A 20860-nucleotide genomic window follows, 5' to 3' on the forward strand; every position below is an offset into this window, starting at 1 on the left:
CTGATAGTGAGCGGGCCGCAGCGGGTTGAAGCGGGTTGAAGCGGGCCGCAGCGGGTTGGGAGCACCGAGAAGGTTGGATGAAGCTTAGGGGCTGAGAAGCGGAGCGTAGCCGGAGGCTACGTGAGCCTCTGAAATGTTTCCGCAGGAAACATGCTTCGGAAGCTATCTTCTCAGACCTGGCGGAATTCAAGATTCGACGCCGAACCCTCTCCCCGAAGCCGCTTCGTGATCCAAAGCCGACTTTTTAAACTACCTAAATAAATGCAACAGAGGGACCTCTGCCTCTTGGCGAAAGATCCCTCTGTCCCGGAACATCTATATAAACGCGGGCCGAAAAGCTCTAGAAACTCTCCCGCCAGCGGTCATACGACGATCAGGGGTCCAAACCGCTATCTCTACTATACATATAACCTATTCCATATCTCCTGAAAAGGTGCCTGCCGCATGTTCAAAAAAACGCCCAATTTCGTCCGTCCGTGATTCGCGGTTAGGGCTGCGTTCCTTTTGCGGCGTCTTCGGCTGCCTTCTCGGCATCGATCGTACGAACCGCAGGGGTCCCATCGATTTCTGTCTGGTACGTAAATACATGGCCTTCCTCCGACCAAGCGCCATCGACCCAATTTCCGTCGATCGTCTGATCGCTCACCTGCTTCCGATCCTGGGCCTCGAGAAGGTATACGTACAGATGTCCATCCTTCAACTCGGCTTCAAACTTCCCGTCCGGCGAAGTCCAGGTGTTAAAGCTAGCGATGCCAAACTTCTCCCTTGGTTCATCAAGGGTCATTTGCCGGTTCACGATCTCGTCCTCCGGAACGTCCGGAACTTTCGTATCGGCCGCAGGGTCCGAATTTCCCGCCCCCGGCGAGGCCGAGTCCTGAACGGGAGCGCCACCGCCACCGCCGCCGTTCGCCGGTACCGAATGGTTACTGCTCGGAGCGTTCTTCCCGGTATCCTGCCCGTTTGGAGCCTTGGCGCCTCCCTCCGCGTTCCCCGGATTCGCCGCAGGAGTACCGGCATCCGGCGAACCTCCGGCATCGATCCGATCCGCAACGCCGCCGGAATTCAAACCTTCGGCCGGGGTACCTTCTTCTTTTGGCGTTGGAGCTTCCTGATCACCTGCTTCAAGTCCCCCCGCGTTGCCGCCATCCATGAACAACTGAGCGTTCCCCGCCGCATCGCCAGCCGAATCCGCGGCCGAGGAATCCTCGCTCACCGAATCCGACAACGCGGAGTTCATCGCGATTTCGGCATCCGATACGGTGCGCGGTTCATATTGATAAATGAACACGCCCAGAATCAAAGCCGCCGCCACGCCAAGCGACCCGTACCGGTAAATCCGGCTCCGGCGAACCCCTGAATCCGCATCCTGGCGACGCGTACTGCGGCGGCTCGGCAGCGTACTGCCATCACCGGAACCCGTATCGACATGCACCGCCGTCATCGGCAGAACCGTCTCCTCGGCTGCACTGCCTCCTTCAAGGCGAGCTCGGTCGATCTCATCAAGCTGCGGAAGGATCGCGTCCACGAGGCTGTAGTTCGGAACCACCTTCGGCAGTTCCTCCAACTGCGCAGACAGCTTGTTCAATAACGCAAACGTTTCGGCGCATTCCTCGCAACTACGAATATGCTCAAAGAGAAGAAAACTTTCCTCTTCGTTTAAGTCATGGTCTAGATAACGATGCATCCATTCCACCGCCTCCGGGCACTTCATCCTGATACACCACCCTTCTGATAATCTTGGAGTAAATGCTGAAGCTGCTGCCTAGCCCTGAATAAATAGGATTTCACCGTATTCAGCGGCAAATTCAAGCTGTCAGCGATTTCGTTATACGAAAAATCCTGCAAATACCTCAGCACAACCACCGACCGGTGATGTTCCGGCAATTGTTCGATCGCGCTGCGGATATCCTCGGCCAAATAGCCCGACATGACTTCCCGTTCTACGCTATCATTCCCCTGAAACACCATTTCGTGTTCCTCGATCGATACGGTCGGCTTATTCCTGCGAAATTTGTCGATACAAATGTTGGTCACGATCCGTTGGACCCAGGTTTTGAACTGTGCTTTTTCCTCATAGGAATCGATTTTGGTATAAATGCGAATGAGGGCTTCTTGAGCAGCGTCATGCGCATCCTGCTCATTGTTCAAAATATAATAGGCCGTCCGGTACACGTGTTGTTCAATTTCTCGCAATAGGGTGATTAGAGCGTCGCGATCGCCCGTTTGAGCGGCTCTGATGAGTCCCTGCTCTACCACTAAGGCTCCCCCTTCCTTGCATCCTTACAGACGCTAGCGTCCGACAAGATGTTGCAATGTTGTTACTATTTTTTAAAAATAATTTGGAGTCCATCATCCGGATAAAAAATCCAAGCTTTTCTCGTACGGAATCCTTTCAATCTCACCTAAGAATACCAAAAAAAACAGGCCCCGTCATCCTGCCGAAAACAGGTAAGGGCCTATTTTTACGGGGTTCCAGGCAGCTTGGATCTCACCTCGATCCTCCCTCCGCGCACTCGCATCTGGACTTCGCCTTGCTTGTCGGTTCGATAGATTCGAACGTTTTGCCCGTTCAACCGATCCACGACCGTGGGGTGCGGGTGTCCGTAAGTATTCGAAACCCCAACCGAGATCAGTGCTGCAGCCGGTTGCCAATAAACCAGCCATGCCGCGGAGGTAGAAGTCTTGCTCCCGTGGTGGGCGACTTTCATGACGTCGATCGAAGCTTTCCGCCGCCCCGGCGTGACGGAAGCGGCTGTCTTTTCCAGCCCAAGCATCTCCCGCTCCGCTTCCTCATCCATATCTCCCGTGAATAAAAAGGAAGCTCCGGCCAGGTCCAAACGAAATACGATGGAGCGGTGGTTTTGTTCTTTCACAAAAGGGATCCGGCCAAGCTTCTCCGTTTCCGTTAACGGGTAAAGCACCTCAAGGCGCGTAGCCCCGTCCGGTCGGAGCTCCATGCCGCGGCTCGCCGGATACACCGGAATTCGCCGGGTAAGCGCCGTTTCCATCAATTTCTTCATGGTCTTCGATTCCGCCAGGCTGCCGTTGATCAACAATGCTTCTACGGGAAACGAATCGAGCACCGCCTGCAAGCCGCCGACGTGATCCTGGTCCCCATGCGTTAAAATCACCGCGTCCAACCGGTGAATTCCCCGCTTCTTGAGCAGCGGAACGACCGTCTTGGCCCCGACCTCGAAAGGTTCGCGCCGTTCCCGCCAGGCGTCCTTCGCTTTGCGGAACGATACCGTCCCCCCGCCGTCCACCAGCAGATGCTTGCCGGAAGGCGTCGTGATCAAGGCGCAGTCGCCTTGGCCGACGTCGATGAACTCGATGTAGCCCGTACCTTTGCTGTAAACCGGCTGATAACCGGAGATGAGCAGCCACACCAGACCCGCGGCCACGGTCAAGCGCAGGAGGTCACCGCGCCTAGCCCATGCCCCCCGGCCGAGATCAGCGGCGAGCGCCCGATAGGATTTCAACCCCCGTATCCCGGCAGAACGCGGTCTGCGTTCTCTTTTGGAAAAGAAACCCGCATCTTTCAAGGGCTCCAGAGGAACCGTGTCATCATCCTTCCACGCCCCAGCCCCAGCCATCGCTTCAGCCGCGAGGCGTTCGCGCCTTTTCCCCCAAAAGAGCAGCAGGTAGCATCCGACATAAAAAGCCGCCACCCAAAGCAGCGAAGGCGATTTCCAATACGTCATGAAGCCGCTGCGCGCGCTCAGCCAGCTTGTGGCTTCGAACGTCGCTATATTCAGCCAACGTACCGGGAGGGCCAGCCATGAACCAACCCGGACCGACAGCAAACTAATTACCAGCGCTCCCGTTCCTAACGGAAGCGCCAGCATTCCGATCACCGGGACAAGCAATAGATTGGCCGGGATGGACAAAAGCGAAAACTGGTTGAAATAAACGGCCGTTAATGGAAAAGACACCAACTGGGCTGCCAGCGTGATCGCCGCGGCGCTCCCCGTTTTTCCCGGCAACCCGCGGAGGTACGGTGCCAGCAGCGGCACGAACATGATCAGCCCCGCCGTCACGGCAAAGGACAGCTGGAAGCTAACGTTCAGCAAATAGTACGGGTCCCAGATCAACATCAGCATCGCGGCGGCCGCCAATACGTTAAGGCTGTCCTTCAGCAGCCCGCGCCTGAGCAAATACAGCCCCAGCATCGTCATCAGACCGGACCGAATGACCGACGGGGAAAAACCGGTGAGCAGCATATACCCCGGAACGAAGAAGAACGCCACAGTGATCGCGGTCTCCCGGGTCACCCGGCAAATACGAAGCAATCCCAGAACGAGCGCCACGTTAATCGCCACATGGCTGCCGGAAATGGCTAAAATATGCGTGAGTCCAAGCTGCGTGAACTCCAAGTATTTATCCGGGTCCAGCTCATCCTGCAGACCGATCAGCAGCCCCTTCATATAACCGGCTTGCCAGCCCGGAAACAACCGCTCGATACGCTCACCGAGGCGGTCGCGCAGCGCATCGATATATCCCATGGCGGCGGCGGCCCCGAGGGTGGATTGTCCCATCTGCAGCGAGGATGCGCCCGGCACCTTGACCAACCAATGAATCCGCTGCAGATGTAAATACCGGCGGTAATCAAACGCGCCAAAATTGCGTGCGGGCTGCGGCGACTCCAGCGTCCCGCCAAGCGTAACCCGAAGTCCGCGCCGCCAGGTTGCCGCCGTACGCTGTTCGCTTGGAGACGCCAGCCGCAGCTGGACGGCTACCTTTTCTCCGCCGGGAATCTCCTGCATGGCGGGTGCTCTCCCCCCTGCAGGATTCAGCGATATGCGGTTCGCCTTGAGCGTAAAATCGGCCCGATCGCCATCCACCTTCACCGCCGACACGATCGTTCCCTCCAGACGGACGGCCTGGCCGTCCGCAGGCAACCCGATCCGGCTATGATTCCCCGCTTCGTTATAGAGCCAATAGCCCCCTCCAAGCGAAAAAGCCAACCATACCAAAATCAAACTCCGCCAAGACTGGCGTCGGATGAGAATGATAGCCGGGCAAACCAGCGACAAACCCAGCCAAAATAACCAAAACCGCCAGCCGGCATACCCTGCCGCCAAACCGCTGCCGGCCATCCAGCCGCAAGCGATTGCGATTAACGGTCTCCGGTTCATCGGAATCCCCTCCCTCCTTGGTGCGCTTAAGAAAAAAAAGCACCCCATCCGCCCTAAAGGCGAATGGGGTGCTTCCTCATTCGATGATTGATATCAATGGATGCGGTTATTCTTCTACTTGCGTGATCGTTTCCTGCGGCGGTTGATAGCCTTCCAGACGGCGGAAGGCGATTCCTTTTTGCGCCATCATGGCCGTCACTTTGCCGGTATCCTTCGGATATGACCGATGGAACACGATCTCCGTAATACCGCTGTTGGCTAGCATGTTCGCACAAGTCCAGCATGGCTCGTCCGTGACGTAAACGCTGGACCCTTCCCGGTCGATCCGGTCCGTGAACAACAGCAGGTTTTGCTCGGCATGAATGGTGCGGACGCAGCGCTGCTTCTTCACCATTTTTTCTTGGCCGTCCTCGATTACGAGCTCATACTCTTCCGCGATCATACAGCCGGCCTCCGAGCAGTCCGGAACGCCCGAAGGGGCTCCGTTATAGGCGGTGCCCAGCAGCTTCTTGCCCTGAACCAGCACGGCGCCGACATGACGGCGGTTGCAGCGCGACCGCGTCGATACCATATAAGCGATATCCATGAAATACGTATCCCAGTCTTTGCGTTTGTCCGGATTCATCCCATCATCACCCTCGCAAGTCATCTTTCGATCACACCGGCCTACAGCCCGATGTAAGGCTTCATCTTCTCCAGCATTTTATCCCCGATCCCTTTCACCTGGGTCAATTCGTCGATGGAGGCAAACGTGCCATGCGTTTTGCGGTATTCGAGGATCGCCTGCGCTTTCTTCTCGCCGATTCCCGGGATCTCCTGCAGCTCGGCCAACCCGGCCCGATTGATGCTGATCCTTCCGGTATCGGTGGAGCTGGCGGACTCGCCGATCCCGTCCGTTGAGTTCACGGTTCCGCCAGCCCCGGCGGCCGCGGCACCTGGCCCCGCGTCTCCTCCGGCTGTCGATGCCGTCGTTCCCGGGCTGCCGCCGGCCTCCCCAACCGAGCCGTTCCCGGCCTCATTCTCGCTAGGCTGGCCCACCGCAGCCTCCTGCTGCGTAACGCTATCGCTGCCGCCGCTCGCGGCAACGGGAGCCTTGCTTCCTGCTCCCGCGCTCTCTTGGCCCAACGCCGTACTCACTTCGGCGTTGACCGGCGTCCAGCCTTCGATCCCGGCAGGCGGGCGACCGCCCGTCGCCAACAGCATCAACCCGGCGCCGATCACAGCCGAAACCATTGCCGTCAAAACGAGTTCCCTCCGCATTTTTAACTCCACACCCCTATTAAACATCTTAAAGGAATCCGACGGTAGTCATGAAGTTCCAATCAAGCTGCATACATATTTATACAGGTGAAGTAGAAACGGCAGAAGTAGGTTCGCGTTGCATCAAACTAACCGTTTATTAAGCGTGAACGAATGCAATCCACCTTACGGTTTTAACAAGACAGTGCGTTAAGCACGGAAAGGGGAAGCCGGATGAAAGTCGCCTTCATCGGAACCGGATCCATGGGAAGCCTGCTCATCGACGCATTTTTGCGTTCCGGCGCGCTGCTCCCGCATAACATTTGTGCCAGCAACCGCTCTCCCTACAAGACCAAATGGCTGGTTCAGCGCCATCCCGGACTGCAGGCTTACGGCAGCAACGCCGAAGCTGTACAGGGAAGCAAAATCGTCTTCTTGTGCATCAGACCCCTGGATTACCCCGAAGTGATCGCGGAAATCCGGGACGTGCTCGACGATAAGCAGATCGTCGTGTCGATTACCAGCCCCGTTCAGGTCGAAACTTTAGAAGCGGCCATTCCTTCGAAAGTCGCCAAAATCATTCCCAGCATCACGCATTCCGTTCACAGCGGCGCTTCGCTCTGCATGTACGGCAAGCGGATTCGCCCCGAAGACCGGCTGCTGCTGGAGCAGCTGATGTCCTCGATCAGCAAGCCGGTCACCCTCAAAGAGAGCGAAACCCGAATCGCATCTGATCTGTCAAGCTGCGGTCCGGCTTTCGTTGCATATATGCTGCAGCTTTGGGCCGAGTCGGCCGCCGAGCTAACGGGAATCGGTTATGCCGAGGCGATTGAGCTTGGCTCGGAAATGCTGCTTGGCACCGGCAAACTGTTAACCGAAGGCAGCCTGAGCCCGGAGGAACTGATCGAGCGGGTTGCCGTTCCCGGCGGAGTTACCGCCGAAGGCATCGCCGTGCTCGAATCCGGTCTGCGCGGGGTATTTGCCCGCCTGATCGAAACGACGCACCGCAAATACGATGAAGATATCGGAAAGGTGCATGCGCGGTTTCACCCGAGGCTTCCGGACTCCTCACCGCCGTCAGCGGATCACGCAACGCCGTGTCCGGAAAGCGAAGGCCCCCTTGCCGGCATCAAACCGCCGGACGGATCGGGGGCGTCTTCCATCTCCTGACCGCATTGCGAACTTCGCGGGTGGAAAGTTTTATCCGACGACGATATTCACCAGCTTGCCCGGTACGGCAATTACTTTACGAATCGTTTTCCCGGCCACAGCCTGCTGCACATTTGGCAGGCTTAAGCTATGTTCCTGCATCGCCGCCTGATCCAAGTCCTTGGAAATTTTCGTACGGTCGACGATTTTCCCGTTCACCTGCACGACGATTTCCACCTCGGCTTCTACTGTCCAAGCCTCGTCATACGCCGGCCACGGTTCATACGTAATCGTACCGGCATGGCCAAGGCGTTCCCACAGCTCTTCTGCCAAATGCGGCGCCAGCGGGGACAGCAGCTGCACGAATTGCTCGGCTGCCGCTTTCGGTACGGCTTCCGTTTTGTAAGCCTCGTTGACGAAGATCATCAACTGGCTGATCGCCGTGTTAAAGCGCAGGTTTTCAAAATCTTCCGTAACTTTCTTGATCGTTTTATGCCAGGTGCGTTTAAATTCGTCGCTGCCGCCTTCCGCCGTAATCTTCGGATTCAGGCTGCCGTCTTCGGCAACGAACAAGCGCCATACGCGGGACAGGAAGCGGTGAATGCCTTCCACGCCGCTAGCGTTCCATGGTTTGGTCGCTTCCAGCGGTCCCATGAACATTTCATAGACGCGCAGCGTGTCCGCGCCGTATTCGTTTACGATCTCGTCCGGATTGATGACGTTGCCGCGGGATTTACTCATTTTCTCGTTGTTGGTGCCGAGAATCATCCCTTGGTTTACCAGCTTATGGAACGGTTCCTTGGTGGATACCACGCCGAGATCGTACAGCACTTTGTGCCAGAAGCGGGCGTAAAGCAGGTGAAGCACCGCATGCTCGGCCCCGCCGATGTACAGGTCGACCGGCAGCCATTCCTGCTGCTTCTCTTTCGAGCACAGTTCCTTGTCGTTATGCGGATCGATATAACGCAGGTAATACCAGCAGCTGCCGGCCCACTGCGGCATCGTATTCGTTTCGCGGCGCGCCGGCTTGCCCGTTTCCGGATCTACCGTGTTCACCCAGTCGGTTACGTTCGCCAGCGGCGACTCCCCGGTACCCGACGGTTTGATCGCGTCGACGTCCGGCAGGACAAGCGGCAACTGATCTTCCGGTACCGGCTTCATCGTGCCGTCTTCCAGATGCAGAATCGGGATCGGTTCCCCCCAATACCGTTGGCGGCTGAACAACCAGTCGCGCAAGCGGTAAGTGACTTTGCCGCGGCCTTTGCCGTTCTCCTCCAACCAGGAGATCATTTTCTTGATCCCTTCTTCTTTGCCCAATCCGTCCAAGAATCCGGAGTTCACATGCACTCCGTCGCCCGTATAAGCTTCTTTCGACAGATCGCCGCCTTCAACCACCTCGACGATCGGCAGATCAAACTGCTTCGCGAATTCGTAGTCGCGTTCATCATGCCCCGGTACGGCCATGATCGCGCCGGTTCCGTAACCCGCCAGCACGTAGTCGGCAATCCAGATCGGCAGCTTCGCGCCATTCACCGGATTGATCGCGTACGCGCCGGTGAACACCCCGGTTTTCTCCTTGGCCAGGTCGGTCCGCTCCAGATCGCTTTTGCGAGCAGCCTGATCTTGGTAGGCTTGAACCGCCTCGCGCTGAGCATCGGTCGTGATCGCCTTGACCAGTTCATGCTCCGGCGCAAGCACCGCATAGGTCGCCCCGAACAGCGTATCCGGGCGCGTCGTGAAGACGGTCAGCGAGGTGTCCTGGCCTTCGATGTCGAACACGACCTCGGCCCCTTCGGATTTCCCGATCCAGTTGCGCTGCATATCCTTGATGCTTTCCGACCAGTCCAGCTCCTCGAGGTCTTCCAACAGCCGTTCGGCGTATTCGGTAATCTTCAGCACCCATTGGCGCATCGGTTTGCGGATGACCGGATGGCCGCCGCGCTCGCTCTTGCCGTCGATGACCTCTTCGTTGGCCAACACCGTTCCCAGCGCCGGGCACCAGTTGACCGGAACTTCGGCCACATACGCCAGCCCTTTTTTATACAACTGGATAAAAATCCATTGCGTCCATTTGTAGTAATCCGGATCGGTCGTGCTGATCTCGCGGTCCCAGTCGTAGGAGAAACCCAGCGACTTGATTTGACGCCGGAAGTTGTTGATATTCTTGACCGTAATGTCGCGCGGATGTTCGCCCGTGTCGAGCGCATGCTGCTCTGCCGGCAATCCGAAGGCGTCCCAGCCCATCGGATGCAGCACGTTGTAACCGCGCATCCGTTTAAAGCGGGAGACGATATCCGTGGCCGTATAACCTTCCGGATGGCCTACGTGAAGGCCCGCCCCCGATGGATAAGGGAACATGTCGAGCGCATAAAACTTCGGTTTGCCCGACTCCTCCCGCGTTTTGAATGTGTGATGCTCATCCCAGTAAGCCTGCCATTTCGGTTCGATGGCCTGGGCCCGATAAACGTCATGGGGCACGTTGTGGTCCGCCATAATTCAAAATCCTCCTTGAACAACCAAATATTTTCTAGATCCATAAACAACCTTGTAAATAAAAAAACCTCCCGACCCGTAGCGTATGATCGCTAGGGACGAGAGGAAATTTCCCGTGGTACCACCCTAGTTAGCGTCGGACATGCTTTGTCCTAGCTCCCTTTGCACCCTTAACGCGGGCAAAACGATGATGATTTGCGCATCATAACTCCAAGGCGAGTTCATCTGCATTCCCCAACCGGCTTGCACCCTACGCCGGCTCTCTGGATGGCGGAATCCAAATTACTATTCCTCTTCAAAGTTCCACAATATAGAATTGGATTATCAATCATTATATAAATAATGCCACGGATCGTCAATGCCGGTTCGCGCTCCCTGCGTTCGCAAATTTTTCACCGACGAACCCCTTTACAGTTTCACTCAAAAGTGTATAATGTATTAATGTTTCCCCCAAATTTAATATTACTGATGACGAGACGTGGCTCAGCTTGGTAGAGCGCTTGCTTCGGGAGCAAGAGGTCGCAGGTTCAAATCCTGTCGTCTCGATATTTGGTAACACCAAAAACCCTTGATTGGATCAAGGGTTTTTTATTTTGTCTACACCACCGGAAGTACCGGCTTGCCAGCCTTTGAGCATCTCTTGGGCTTTTTGCGGATCAACCATGAGCAAAGCCCTATACTCCAGCATCTTGTTAAGAGTGTCCAGCATCTGGTCGTATTCTTCCTTTTTGCTTTCGATCTCCCTTATCTTGCCGCGAATCCAATCTATAATCTGCTCGTTCGTGCGCGCATTGGCGTCGTGGTCTTGCAGCACGTTCTTCAGTTCGGCCAGCGAACAGCCGATGGACTGAAACTTCTTGATCAGCTTCAACCGCTCGACGGCCTCTTCCGAATAGTTGCGGTAATTGTTGCTTTCCCGTCGGACATGTCGCTCATCCAGCAAGCCTTCCTTTTCATAATAGCGGATCGTATGGATCGTCAATCCCATCTTGTCGGCCAGTTCCTGAATTTTCATCCTCATTTCTCCTTTGGGCCGCTTGCCCTAGAGTTCACTTCATAGTTTATGCTTAACTTGTTTAAGCAGTCAACTTGTGAAGGAGGAACTCATGATGCATGTGTTTGTAACAGGAGCCACAGGGTATATCGGCTCCGCGGTCGTACAGGAACTGATCAGCGCGGGACATACTGTGACGGGTCTTTGCCGAACTGAAAAGAAAGCCGCGGGATTACAGGCGGCGGGCGCCGAAGCGCTTTACGGCACGCTGGATGATCTCGATACGCTGCGCGGCGCCGCCGCGGCTGCGGACGGCGTGATTCACCTGGCGTTCACCAACGATTTCTCCGACTTTGAAGGCGCGTTGGCTCTGGATTTGCGTGCCGTCGAAGTCATGGGCGCCGCGCTCGAAGGATCCGGGAAGCCGTTCATAACCACGGCTCACGCCAATGGGCATGCCGTGGATCAAGCGGTGCTCGCCATGACAGAGCGGAGCATTCGGGCATCCATCGTCTCGCTTGCTCCGTCCGTACACGGCGAAGGGGATCGGGGATTTGTGCCCATGATGATCAACATCGCCCGGGCAAAGGGCTTTGCCGCCTACATCGGCGACGGCACGAATCGTTGGCCGGCGGTTCATCGCCTGGATGCGGCGGTTCTGTACCGCCTTGCGCTGGAGTCCGCCCCGGCGGGTTCACGGCTGCTTGGCGCCGGCGACGAAGGCATTCCGCTCCGTGAGATCGCCGAGGCGATCGGACGGCAACTGAACGTGCCTGCGGTCAGCATAACCTCCGAAGAAGCTGCTGCCCATTTCGGTTTTCTTGGCGCCATTGCGGCATATGACATCACAAGCTTATACAACACGGCGCAAGCGGGTCCGGCAACCCGCGAGCTTCTTGGCTGGAAACCGGTGCAACCCGGATTGATCGCCGATCTCGAAGCAGGACACTATTTTGCATAAAATAAGGGGACGGCCCCAAAGCCTTTAAGGGCTCTGGGGACATCCCCTTTTTTCGTTAAAAGATCGTAGGTACCATACCTCCGTCCATGCGGACCGGGGAGCCTCTAAATGCCGAGGCATGGGGGCTGCATAAGAAAACAGCCAATCGGCCGATTTCGAACGGACGAATAAACCGCTGCAACTCGGAATGCGCCAGGTTTGCGGCCATGAATTTTTTCTCCTTCTCCGCAAATGCCAGGTCTTCCGGATACAGCTGTTCGATGATCCGTTGCACCTTTTCGGATAGCGTGGGTCCCGGCATGATCGTGTTCGAGGTGACATCCGTTCCGGCCGTCAGTTTGGAAAGGCTTTTGGAAAGCGACAATAACATGGATTTGGTCATGCCGTACTGAGGCATTTGTCCCGAGGGCATCACCGCTTCCTCGCTGGCCATGAACAGGATTCGGCCAAAGTTATTTTTCAGCATCTTGGACAGATAGAACTTCGTCAAAGCGTTCGCGGCAAGGACATTCGTCCGAATATAAGTTTCCCAGACCTCATCGTTCACGTCTTCATAAGACATGATTTCGTAGATCCCCATATTGTTAATCAAAATATCCACCTCGGGATACCGCTCCAACAAGGCGTTTCTTTGCTGCGGGTCCACCAAATCGGCTGAAGCGTTCTGCGGCGAAGTTGCCGGGAACTCCTGCTTCAACTCCCGTACGGTTCGCTCGACCTCTTCCGGATCCCGGCCATTGACCAGTATGTGAACGCCCTCTCGCGCAAGCTCGAAAGCGGTGGCTCTCCCTATCCCCTTCGTTGACCCGGTGACTAAAGCCGTTTTGTTGCCTAATCCCATATCCATGGATGTATGTCTCCTTTTGCTGTATTCGCGACAAGCCGGCGGGATGCCCAGATGGCAGCACTCCGGCGTCTGGATAGAGATTATGTTACCGGGTCGGGCTCGTTCGGTAACTAGCGTACAGCGACAAAATCCTTGGATCTGGCGCCATCTGTCAGGACGGTCTCCTCCCCAATAGAGCGGAGCGCCAGTTCGAAGGCGTATCTCCTTCCCAGAGACGGAAAGCGCGGTAAAACGAGTTCTGGTCCTCATATCCGACCAAGAAAGCGACTTCTTTGATGTTCAGCTCGGGATTCGCCAAATACGCCCGGGCCTGCTCGTGCCGAGCCTGGTTCAGCAGCTGCTTGAACGTAGTGCCTTCGTCTGCCAGCCGGCGCTGCAAGGTGCGGTCGCTCATGCCCAGCTCCTTCGCCACAAAGCGAATGTCCAAACGTCCTTCACCTAATCCGCGCTTCAGAGTCCGGCAAACCGCCTCCGCGATCGAACGCGATCGTTTCTCATCAAGTGACCGATCCAACACAGGGGACAGAATCTCCAGCAATTCCTGGTTATAAGAAACAAACGGCCGGTCCAAATCCCTTCGATCCAGCATCAGCCGGTTTCCGTTCGAACCGGTGGTGACCCGGCACCCGAAATAAGCTTCCAACGCCTTTACGTCGCCCACGGAGCCGGAAAATTCCACGGAACGGGCCTTGATGGGTTGTCCGGTCCCCCGACGTCCAAGCTCAAGGAGAAAGGCCATCGTCGTTCCGATCAGCACGGGAGGGCCGGTAAGCTCACTCGCCCCACCCTTCAACTCCAAGGTACAGTGCGATCCCGTTTCGTTGACCAGCAAGGTTTCCGGAGGACACATGGGTTTGTAACGCGCCATTCCGTACAACGCATCCCGGTAATTCCGGGCATGATAGGTCGCTAAAACGGTTGGCGGATAGAGATCCGATTCAAACGTAGCCGCCAGCTTCACAACGGCTTTGGCGGTATCGCCCATCAAGTCGGCATAGGTCTGCCATATCCGAAAATATTGCGCCGTGGTGACGGCCACCGGATCCGTCAAACGCGTGAGCGTCAGCCGTGCTTGTCTAGCCACCTCAAAAGGATCGATTTCCAATAGCTGCAGTCCCACCCAAAAACCAGGCGGAATGGTGATGCGGTCAGTATTCATCGGTTATGGATCTCCTTCGCTCTGCTACCTTATCGTTCATGGTTATGATAAGTAGTATATAACAAGAAAGCAGCCTCCGGGGAGGCTGCTTTCGTTCGTTACGATATTTTAAGCTCCGCTTTCGTCTGGAGACGGCTTCGCTCCTTAATCGGAAGCGGTAGTCCCAGCTTCTGCAGCTCGGCGTAGATCCAATCCGCGTGGTACGCATAAACGGTTTCGATTTTGTACCGCAGCTCTTCGCCGCTGGTTCCCGCCGTTGCCGAGTCGCTCCGCTCTTGATCGGTGTCGAGCAGCAACTGTCGATGCTCGCTCAGCAACTGCTGCAAAATCACCAAATGCTCATAGATATGGCGATACGATTCAATTTCTTTGCCGATGTGATCCATCGATTCGCTTAGATCTCGCGTCAAATGGAACTCCTCTTTGCATAGCTGATAATACTTCTCCAAGCCGTTTAACTCCGCGCGAAAGCTTTTCAAATCGACGGCTTCCCGGCATGTCGTGATTTGCCCGAACAAATCGGCCATCCGTTTGGCGACCGCTTTGCGCGCCTTTTCCAAATCGGCTTCATGTTTAGGCGGAAAAACGACCAAGTTGACGACGACGGCAACCGCAATCCCGATCAGCGTGTCCGTGATCCGGTTAATGCCATAGAAGATAGGGCTTTCGCCCGGCTGGAGATTAAGCATGATGGCTAAAAAAACGATACAACCGATCGATATCGACTTGTTCCATTTCAGCAAATTGCAGACATAAATCACGACGATGACGCCTATCGCGCAATACACCGCGTTTCCCGGTTCGATCATGGCGAAACCCGCACCGACGATCGCCCCGACGAATGTCCCCATCGTCCGGTGTTTCCCGGCTGTAAACGAGTTGGTGACCGAATTTTCCATGGAAATGATCGTTGCGATCGCTGCATAGAAAGGATATTCCAGGCGCATTAACGCGGCAATGATCACGCACAAACAGATGGCTAGGCCCGTCTTGAGATTGCGCAAACCGATCGTCCATTTCAATCTTATCAACCCCCAATTCAACTCAGCCCGTATTATATAAGAAGGGTTGATCCGGCCTCAACCCAATATGTACTAGCGGACGGCCGTTTTCGGGGAAGTTTGGTTATCTTTCATGAAATATTCAAATAATTTCAAAGAACTTACAGAGACGTCATGATCCCGGTTCCAACTTAAGGGGTTGGAGGAAAATTTGCCGATCCAGTTGAATAAACCAAAATCTGGATAAACTGTTACTGGGGTGATCATGTTGCTGATTAATATCATCGCCGGATTCCTGGTTCCCTGGATTGCCGGCGCTTTTCTGATATATCGGGACAAAAAAGCGATGCTGCTCGCCTTTCCTTCGGCGGGTTCATGTCGCTGCTGTTCAACGACTTCGGCGTTTATACCAAATGGTGGCAGTTACATCCGGATCACATGGAATCCGTAACCACCATACCGTTTAACCTTGGGATCTATCCGATCGTGGCGGGCTGGATGCTTCACTTCATTTTCCGTACCCGGTTCCGTTTCAATGCCGCCTTGATGATCGCTGGTTCTGCCGCTTTATTGACCGGTGCCGAGTTCGTATACGTCTGCCTGAAAAAGATTCAATACGGAAACGGTTGGAATATCGGCTGGACCTATTTGTCCTATTTTCTGGCACTAGGGGCTGTATACGGCTATTCCTTCTTGCATGCCCGATTATTCGTTCCCCGGAACGGGCAACAAGAACCTTCCGGACCTTAACCCCAAAGTCACGCAATGCCTATTTCCCCACCATCAGATCCATGACGTCCCGGCGCATACTTAACGGGGCTTCCCGGGTGGGACGACCCACCCGGACGAGCATCTGAATCGTGCCCCCGCCGGGGGCATAATCGCGATGGATGCCGTCGTACAGAGCCTTCATTTCCGGGTACTCTTCCAAGGCTTGGCTTAACGGCTGGACGGCCAGGCCCAATCGATGCGCTTCCAGGATCAAGCGACTGTATGCCATACCGCTTTGAACCTGGGAAGATCGGGTATTAGCGGAAGTTATGATCATGGCATAAGCCGACGTGCCTTCAACCGAAGTTACGGTTGACTTGACGAACGTATCGGCTGCAGCTTGGCCGGCGTTCAGGGACGGAAATAACGTAACCATTCCCTGCATCAGATGCCGCATGAGGCCCTGAGTTCCTTGTCCCTCGACGGAAAAGCCGTAACGGTATTTATTTTTCTCACGCTCGTTGGCTCGAAATATAAGCTCCGTTTCCTTCATCACCCGTCTTACGCCCGCCTCGATCTTAGCGGCTTGAATCGCGTACCCGCCAAGCCTCTGAACGTCGTTCTCATCCTGGTACAACGCAACCTGCACCCCGTACTCGTCGCCGATTCCTTCAAGCATTGCCGTGGCTTCGGAAGAAAGCTTGCCCGGTTTGTAGGCTCCCCGGTTCGTATCCGGCAAAAACAATAACGGATATAACGGCTCGGTTCGCGGCCCGGCTTGCGACAACGTAATGCGCGCCACTGGCTTCTTCTCCATGCTGGCCTTCAAATCCCGCTCGTCGTATTCTCCTTCCGGGAACAGCCGAATCTCCGCATCATCCCCCGCCTGAAGCCCGGCAATGCGCACGTACTCCAGAAACGTCCCCTGGGTCACCATCATTTGCCGGGCTAACGGATCCACCTCGGGCGTCAGTCGCCCGGAATCGGCATACAAATCAAATACGCTCGAATCCGCAGGGTCCAGCCGAATCTTCCAAGGCTGCATGTTATGCCCGCTCGCTGCGAGCAGGCCGCGTGCAACCAAGCGAATCCGCGGATCGTCTACCTGCTGCGCGTATTCGGGTTGCCACGGTTCAAGATATTTCGGCGATGTCCCTATCCCGCTGATCAGAAGCAGCGCCGTAAACGCCGCAACGATGAAAATGCCGGTTCCCGCTACGATCATCCTCACTCGACCTCTCCCTTTTTTCGGCCTCATCGGTCGCCCTCTCCTTGTCCGGACCGGATCGAACGAATCAGCAGCGCATAAGCTTCCGCCACAAATTCCTCTGGCGTCGTCTTGTAGTAGTTACGAATGTAGTTTCCTTTCTTTCCCGCAGTATTAAATACGCCAACGGTGCACGCCCATAACACGAGCGCGGTATTCTCCGGATGGATATCGGGACGCATGGATCCTTCCGCAATTCCTTTGTTCAAAATTCCGATGAGACTGCCCATGACCTGTTCGCCGAGTTCGTAGCAAGCTTCCCGGGACGGGTCCGGAACGTCATTCTTAAAATCAAGCTCCCCGTTTTCGTATTCCATGATCGCGCGAAAATAGTCGGGATACATAAGGCTGAACCGATGTAACGTCAAGGCCATCTGCTTGAGTTCTCCAATGGCATCGGAACGGTCCCCTTTCTCCTTGTCGTCTCTCAACATTTGGAGCAGTTGTTTGTACCCGCGGGTCATGATTTCGAAATAGATTTGTTCCTTGCTGCTAAAGTAGACGTATAGCGTCCTTTTGCTGAATTCTGCCGCTCTCGCGACGTCGTCCATCGTCGCTAGATCGTAGCCTTTATCAAAAAATACCTTTTCCGCCGCCTCAATAATATCCTGCCTGCGCTGTTCGCGGGCTTTTTCTTTGCGCTCCTGGCTTCCCAAAGGATTCCCCCCATAAAATGCACTATAGTGCATAAAAGTAAACTCGTAGTTTACTTTTATTATAGTTCCCTTTCATTTCCTGTCAACCCTGGTTCAACCGTTCCCGAAGGCCCCGGTTTCAACGCAAACAGCCCCCTTCAAGAGAAGGGGGCCGTAATTCTTGTTATGCGTTATCCGCGGAACATGGCAACGATCCATTCCGCCAGCGGTTTCCACATTTTTGGATATTCCTGGGCAATCAAAGTCTTCACCTGATCAGCGTGAATGCTGGCGAAGTCATCGTTTTGGATGGCCAGGGTATACGCGCCCCTGACGGCATCGCCGATGGCGATATGCCCGCTGGCATACCCCCCGATGGCAATCCTTGATGCAATAGCCAAGCCGCCGAATGCATAAACGCCTAAGGATAAACCGCCGAAAGCCAGTACGCCCACCGCAGCTCCGCCGGCAGCGACGAAGCCGGCCGCCAAAGCGCCCATAGCCAGGAGCAGGGCCAAGGCCAGCGCACCCAGGCTGATCAGACCCGCCGCCATCACTCCAAGGCTTATGCCGCCAAGCGCGAGGAGTCCTAACGACACGGCGCCAACGGCAATATTGCCGATCGCAATCACGCCTTTCGCGACGTAGAGGCCGCGTCCTATATTGATGTGAATAAGCGGAACGCCAAACCAGGTAACCTTGCTTTTATATTCGTAATGATAACGATACGGAGCGGCGGAAGAAGAGGTTCCTTTTAGCAACTTCTGATTCTCCTCCGGCATATTCCGGACCAAATGATCCATGCTAACCTGAAACAACTCGCATAAGGCAATCATTTTATCCGTTTCCGGGTACGATTGACCCGACTCCCACTTCGATACGGCCTGCCGCGATACGCCGATCGCTTCCGCCAGATTTTCCTGGGACATTCCTTTTTGTCTCCGATAGTTCTGCAGCTTTTCTGCAAAATCCATATTCATCACCCCGCCTCCATCATAGCCGCTCCTCCGTCCCCGAACCATCAAGCGAAGCTGGCAATCTGTCAACCCTAGGTTGCGATTGGCCAAATTTAAGGTTTATTGCTCGGGAAATGAACGGTTTCTCCCAGTATAAACCAGCCGGAAAAGAGGTTCCGTGATATTTTCAGCAGTGAATGGAAAGGAGGGGAAGGTATCCCGTAACCGCAAGGCAGCAAGCATGAAGTCAACGTTTCGGCAACCGCCGGAACGCCAGCAGAATGAGCAGCAGCATGCCAATATAGCCAAACAACGGATACAGATACGTTAATAAGGAAGCAAAGCCGGCCTGACTAATCAAGAAGCAAGCAAGCAAAACGGCGAACAGGGTTGCGTTTTTGGGCACCTTGTAGAGGCTCTGCAGCTGCCGCGTGACCCCAAATACGTTGCCGATCAGCGTCGTGAAGATTTCGCCGTAGATCACCAGCAAAAACAGTACGTGCAAAAACGGGCCCAGATCGCGCACGATTTCGGCCATCGGAATGTCATAGCCGAGCATCTCGGGCATCCGGGAATTCAAGGCAAAATGGTAGACCAGCAACATCGCCCCAAGTCCGACGCCTCCCCAAATCCCTCCCCATTTCAAGGTGCTCTCCTCCTGAACCTCGCTGCCTAGCGGAACCATCACCGCCTGAATAAAGGCAAAGTTCAAGGCAGCATAGACAAACGGACTAAGGACCCAGCGATACCCTTCCAACTGCTGCAGCTGCCAACCGTTCATCTCCAGAAGGCCCTCGGGTCGAATCGCCCGGAACGCAATCAAGCTCGTAAACAGAAGGATCATCGGAACGACAAGCGCGTTCACGATGACGATGCCGTTCATTTCCTTGGTCATGACCAGGTAGCTTAAACCGATACTGATCACGATGCCTAGTTGATAGGGAAGCTGGAGCTGCTCGGCAAAAATCGAACCGGTGCCGGACAACATCACGGCGGTAACCCCAAGCAGGATCAGCAAAGTCATGAAATTGGCAACCTTCCCGAACAGGCGGCCAAACAAATGATCGTTGAATTCCTGGTACGAAAAGGCCTGGATTCGATGGGCGTATATCATCATTTTCGTACCCAGCCACATGAAGAGCAAAGTCGAAACGATGATGCCTGCGGCGCCAACCGGACCGTAAATCGTAAAAAACTGCATGATCGATTGTCCCGACGCAAACCCGGCGCCCACTACCGTACCGATATAGGTCACGGCAATTTGAAATATTTTGACCCAGCGACCGTTCATATATCCTCCATAATTGCCATTTTTTATATCTATCGTACTTTCATCCTATGTCCAAGCTCTTCCTTCTATTCTCGAAATAAAAAAGAGGATTCTCCGGCCGAAATGCAGTACATTTAGGAGGTAAAACCATCTCAACGACGCGGAGTGAGTCACGTGAAATCGTTCTATCAAAACTGGAAACTGGATCCCGAGCTTCCGATGGATATCTATCAGAGCACCAACATCACGTTTTATCCCCATTTCCACGCCGAGATCGAGTTTATTTATGTCGCATCCGGCGAGATCCGGATCGGCGTTAACGAAGAAAGCCGCTTGCTCCGGCAAGGCGACATGGTGATTTGCGGCAGCAACGACATCCACACTTTCGACAGCCGGGGATTGGAATCGGAAATCGTCATTCTCATCTGCAAGCCCGAATGGATCACGATGTCCAAGAGCTGGCCGGTCGACTTTCGGTTCGCTTCCCCTTTTATTCCGGCGAACACCCCGGGTCTGGAGGCTGTAGACAAGCTGCTGGACGAGCTGATCCGGGAGAAAAACGAACGAGAACCCGGCTCGTTGCTGCTGCTGAAGGCCGGGATATTAAAGCTGTGCGGCAGTTTGCAAAGATACGCGGGCACCTTGCCGATGGACCGTTCGACCAAGGAGAAAACCGAATCCCGCCGGGAACGGATGCAGCAAATTTTGTCCTATATCGAGGACCATTACCACGAGGAACTAAATGTTGCGTTCATGGCGGAGCATTTTGCTATGGAACCTTCCCATTTCAGCCGGTCCTTCAAAGCCGCCATCGGCATGAACTTCAAAACTTACCTCAACACGGTACGGGTATTAAGCGCCGAGCACCAGCTGTTGACCAGCGATCTCAGCATCATGGAAGTTGCCCTGGAGTGCGGCTTCAACAGCATTCGTACGTTTAACCGCGTATTCAAGGAGATTCGGGGCTGCATCCCTTCCAGCCTGCGCCACTCGGAGAGTTGAACGATTTCCGCAAAAAGTGGAAAAACGCATATTTTGTCCAG

18 protein-coding genes, 1 tRNA gene and 1 other annotated feature are annotated in these 20860 nt (G+C 55.0%); of the genes, 5 read left to right on the forward strand and 14 right to left on the reverse strand.

The window, feature by feature from the left end:
* Nucleotides 1–487 precede the first annotated feature (487 nt).
* The 5 genes from MJ257_RS13825 to MJ257_RS13845 all read right to left on the reverse strand — a co-directional run bounded on the left by MJ257_RS13825 (nucleotide 488) and on the right by MJ257_RS13845 (nucleotide 6368).
* On the reverse strand, nucleotides 488–1693 hold the full coding sequence (locus MJ257_RS13825; RefSeq protein WP_240269790.1) for an anti-sigma factor family protein: 1206 nt from the start codon (nucleotides 1691–1693) through the stop codon (nucleotides 488–490).
* Between the two features lie 14 nt (nucleotides 1694–1707).
* Nucleotides 1708–2256: an RNA polymerase sigma factor gene (locus MJ257_RS13830; protein WP_193416401.1), complete on the reverse strand. Its 549-nt coding sequence runs from the start codon at nucleotides 2254–2256 to the stop codon at nucleotides 1708–1710.
* Nucleotides 2257–2462: 206 nt separating this feature from the next.
* Complete coding sequence (locus tag MJ257_RS13835; protein WP_240269791.1) at nucleotides 2463–5135, reverse strand: ComEC/Rec2 family competence protein; 2673 nt, start codon at nucleotides 5133–5135, stop codon at nucleotides 2463–2465.
* A gap of 106 nt (nucleotides 5136–5241) precedes the next feature.
* Complete coding sequence (locus tag MJ257_RS13840; protein ID WP_240269792.1) at nucleotides 5242–5760, reverse strand: deoxycytidylate deaminase; 519 nt, start codon at nucleotides 5758–5760, stop codon at nucleotides 5242–5244.
* A gap of 41 nt (nucleotides 5761–5801) precedes the next feature.
* Nucleotides 5802–6368, reverse strand: a complete 567-nt coding sequence (locus tag MJ257_RS13845) for a ComEA family DNA-binding protein (RefSeq protein WP_240269837.1) — start codon at nucleotides 6366–6368, stop codon at nucleotides 5802–5804.
* Between the two features lie 240 nt (nucleotides 6369–6608).
* Here MJ257_RS13845 and comER point away from each other — a divergent pair, with 240 nt between their 5' ends.
* A complete protein-coding gene (comER, locus tag MJ257_RS13850; protein ID WP_240269793.1) occupies nucleotides 6609–7544 on the forward strand; it encodes a late competence protein ComER in 936 nt (311 codons plus the stop codon).
* A 30-nt stretch (nucleotides 7545–7574) separates the two neighbouring features.
* Here comER and leuS read toward each other — a convergent pair whose 3' ends face one another.
* Nucleotides 7575–10016, reverse strand: coding sequence for a leucine--tRNA ligase (gene leuS, locus MJ257_RS13855; RefSeq protein ID WP_240269794.1), 2442 nt, complete (start codon nucleotides 10014–10016; stop codon nucleotides 7575–7577).
* A gap of 91 nt (nucleotides 10017–10107) precedes the next feature.
* Nucleotides 10108–10324 (reverse strand) — a binding site (T-box leader).
* Between the two features lie 164 nt (nucleotides 10325–10488).
* Between leuS and MJ257_RS13860 the strand changes: the two genes are divergently transcribed.
* Nucleotides 10489–10562: transfer RNA gene (locus tag MJ257_RS13860), tRNA-Pro, on the forward strand.
* A 31-nt stretch (nucleotides 10563–10593) separates the two neighbouring features.
* On the opposite strand, the gene MJ257_RS13865 is transcribed toward MJ257_RS13860, so the two are convergent.
* Nucleotides 10594–11031, reverse strand: a complete 438-nt coding sequence (locus tag MJ257_RS13865) for a MerR family transcriptional regulator (protein ID WP_240269795.1) — start codon at nucleotides 11029–11031, stop codon at nucleotides 10594–10596.
* 94 nt (nucleotides 11032–11125) lie between these two features.
* Between MJ257_RS13865 and MJ257_RS13870 the strand changes: the two genes are divergently transcribed.
* Nucleotides 11126–11971 (forward strand): SDR family oxidoreductase, encoded by an 846-nt coding sequence (locus MJ257_RS13870; protein WP_240269796.1) that lies wholly within the window; start codon nucleotides 11126–11128, stop codon nucleotides 11969–11971.
* 55 nt (nucleotides 11972–12026) lie between these two features.
* Here MJ257_RS13870 and MJ257_RS13875 read toward each other — a convergent pair whose 3' ends face one another.
* The 3 genes from MJ257_RS13875 to MJ257_RS13885 all read right to left on the reverse strand — a co-directional run bounded on the left by MJ257_RS13875 (nucleotide 12027) and on the right by MJ257_RS13885 (nucleotide 14999).
* Nucleotides 12027–12818: an SDR family NAD(P)-dependent oxidoreductase gene (locus MJ257_RS13875; protein WP_240269797.1), complete on the reverse strand. Its 792-nt coding sequence runs from the start codon at nucleotides 12816–12818 to the stop codon at nucleotides 12027–12029.
* A gap of 151 nt (nucleotides 12819–12969) precedes the next feature.
* The gene (locus tag MJ257_RS13880; RefSeq protein ID WP_240269798.1) at nucleotides 12970–13977 is read right to left on the reverse strand and encodes an AraC family transcriptional regulator; all 1008 of its coding nucleotides are present in this window, start codon (nucleotides 13975–13977) and stop codon (nucleotides 12970–12972) included.
* Nucleotides 13978–14075: 98 nt separating this feature from the next.
* The gene (locus MJ257_RS13885; RefSeq protein ID WP_240269799.1) at nucleotides 14076–14999 is read right to left on the reverse strand and encodes an FUSC family protein; all 924 of its coding nucleotides are present in this window, start codon (nucleotides 14997–14999) and stop codon (nucleotides 14076–14078) included.
* A gap of 354 nt (nucleotides 15000–15353) precedes the next feature.
* On the opposite strand from MJ257_RS13885, the gene MJ257_RS13890 reads away from it, so the two are divergent.
* The gene (locus tag MJ257_RS13890) at nucleotides 15354–15728 is read left to right on the forward strand and encodes a CBO0543 family protein (RefSeq protein WP_240269800.1); all 375 of its coding nucleotides are present in this window, start codon (nucleotides 15354–15356) and stop codon (nucleotides 15726–15728) included.
* Nucleotides 15729–15747: 19 nt separating this feature from the next.
* Here MJ257_RS13890 and MJ257_RS13895 read toward each other — a convergent pair whose 3' ends face one another.
* The 4 genes from MJ257_RS13895 to MJ257_RS13910 all read right to left on the reverse strand — a co-directional run bounded on the left by MJ257_RS13895 (nucleotide 15748) and on the right by MJ257_RS13910 (nucleotide 19838).
* Nucleotides 15748–16914 (reverse strand): Acg family FMN-binding oxidoreductase, encoded by a 1167-nt coding sequence (locus MJ257_RS13895; protein WP_240269801.1) that lies wholly within the window; start codon nucleotides 16912–16914, stop codon nucleotides 15748–15750.
* Nucleotides 16915–16943: 29 nt separating this feature from the next.
* The gene (locus MJ257_RS13900; RefSeq protein ID WP_240269802.1) at nucleotides 16944–17612 is read right to left on the reverse strand and encodes a TetR/AcrR family transcriptional regulator; all 669 of its coding nucleotides are present in this window, start codon (nucleotides 17610–17612) and stop codon (nucleotides 16944–16946) included.
* Nucleotides 17613–17782: 170 nt separating this feature from the next.
* A complete protein-coding gene (locus tag MJ257_RS13905) occupies nucleotides 17783–18571 on the reverse strand; it encodes a helix-turn-helix transcriptional regulator (protein ID WP_240269803.1) in 789 nt (262 codons plus the stop codon).
* Nucleotides 18572–18794: 223 nt separating this feature from the next.
* On the reverse strand, nucleotides 18795–19838 hold the full coding sequence (locus MJ257_RS13910; protein WP_155605639.1) for a YkvI family membrane protein: 1044 nt from the start codon (nucleotides 19836–19838) through the stop codon (nucleotides 18795–18797).
* Nucleotides 19839–19991: 153 nt separating this feature from the next.
* Between MJ257_RS13910 and MJ257_RS13915 the strand changes: the two genes are divergently transcribed.
* A complete protein-coding gene (locus tag MJ257_RS13915; protein ID WP_240269804.1) occupies nucleotides 19992–20819 on the forward strand; it encodes an AraC family transcriptional regulator in 828 nt (275 codons plus the stop codon).
* Nucleotides 20820–20860 lie beyond the last annotated feature (41 nt).

Origin of the sequence: Paenibacillus timonensis (assembly GCF_022427145.1) — a bacterium.
GTDB classification, from domain to species: Bacteria; Bacillota; Bacilli; order Paenibacillales; family Paenibacillaceae; genus Fontibacillus; species Fontibacillus timonensis.

What these genes read in the sequence shown, in the direction of transcription:
- MJ257_RS13835 (WP_240269791.1), bottom strand. Translation starts at nt 5,135, where the DNA reads ATGAACCGGAGACCGTTAATCGCAATCGCTTGCGGCTGGATGGCCGGC.
- MJ257_RS13840 (WP_240269792.1), bottom strand. Translation starts at nt 5,760, where the DNA reads ATGAATCCGGACAAACGCAAAGACTGGGATACGTATTTCATGGATATC.
- MJ257_RS13845 (WP_240269837.1), bottom strand. Translation starts at nt 6,368, where the DNA reads ATGGTTTCGGCTGTGATCGGCGCCGGGTTGATGCTGTTGGCGACGGGC.
- comER (WP_240269793.1), top strand. Translation starts at nt 6,609, where the DNA reads ATGAAAGTCGCCTTCATCGGAACCGGATCCATGGGAAGCCTGCTCATC.
- leuS (WP_240269794.1), bottom strand. Translation starts at nt 10,016, where the DNA reads ATGGCGGACCACAACGTGCCCCATGACGTTTATCGGGCCCAGGCCATC.
- MJ257_RS13865 (WP_240269795.1), bottom strand. Translation starts at nt 11,031, where the DNA reads ATGAAAATTCAGGAACTGGCCGACAAGATGGGATTGACGATCCATACG.
- MJ257_RS13870 (WP_240269796.1), top strand. Translation starts at nt 11,126, where the DNA reads ATGCATGTGTTTGTAACAGGAGCCACAGGGTATATCGGCTCCGCGGTC.
- MJ257_RS13875 (WP_240269797.1), bottom strand. Translation starts at nt 12,818, where the DNA reads ATGGATATGGGATTAGGCAACAAAACGGCTTTAGTCACCGGGTCAACG.
- MJ257_RS13880 (WP_240269798.1), bottom strand. Translation starts at nt 13,977, where the DNA reads ATGAATACTGACCGCATCACCATTCCGCCTGGTTTTTGGGTGGGACTG.
- MJ257_RS13890 (WP_240269800.1), top strand. Translation starts at nt 15,354, where the DNA reads ATGTCGCTGCTGTTCAACGACTTCGGCGTTTATACCAAATGGTGGCAG.
- MJ257_RS13895 (WP_240269801.1), bottom strand. Translation starts at nt 16,914, where the DNA reads ATGATCGTAGCGGGAACCGGCATTTTCATCGTTGCGGCGTTTACGGCG.
- MJ257_RS13905 (WP_240269803.1), bottom strand. Translation starts at nt 18,571, where the DNA reads ATGAATATGGATTTTGCAGAAAAGCTGCAGAACTATCGGAGACAAAAA.
- MJ257_RS13910 (WP_155605639.1), bottom strand. Translation starts at nt 19,838, where the DNA reads ATGAACGGTCGCTGGGTCAAAATATTTCAAATTGCCGTGACCTATATC.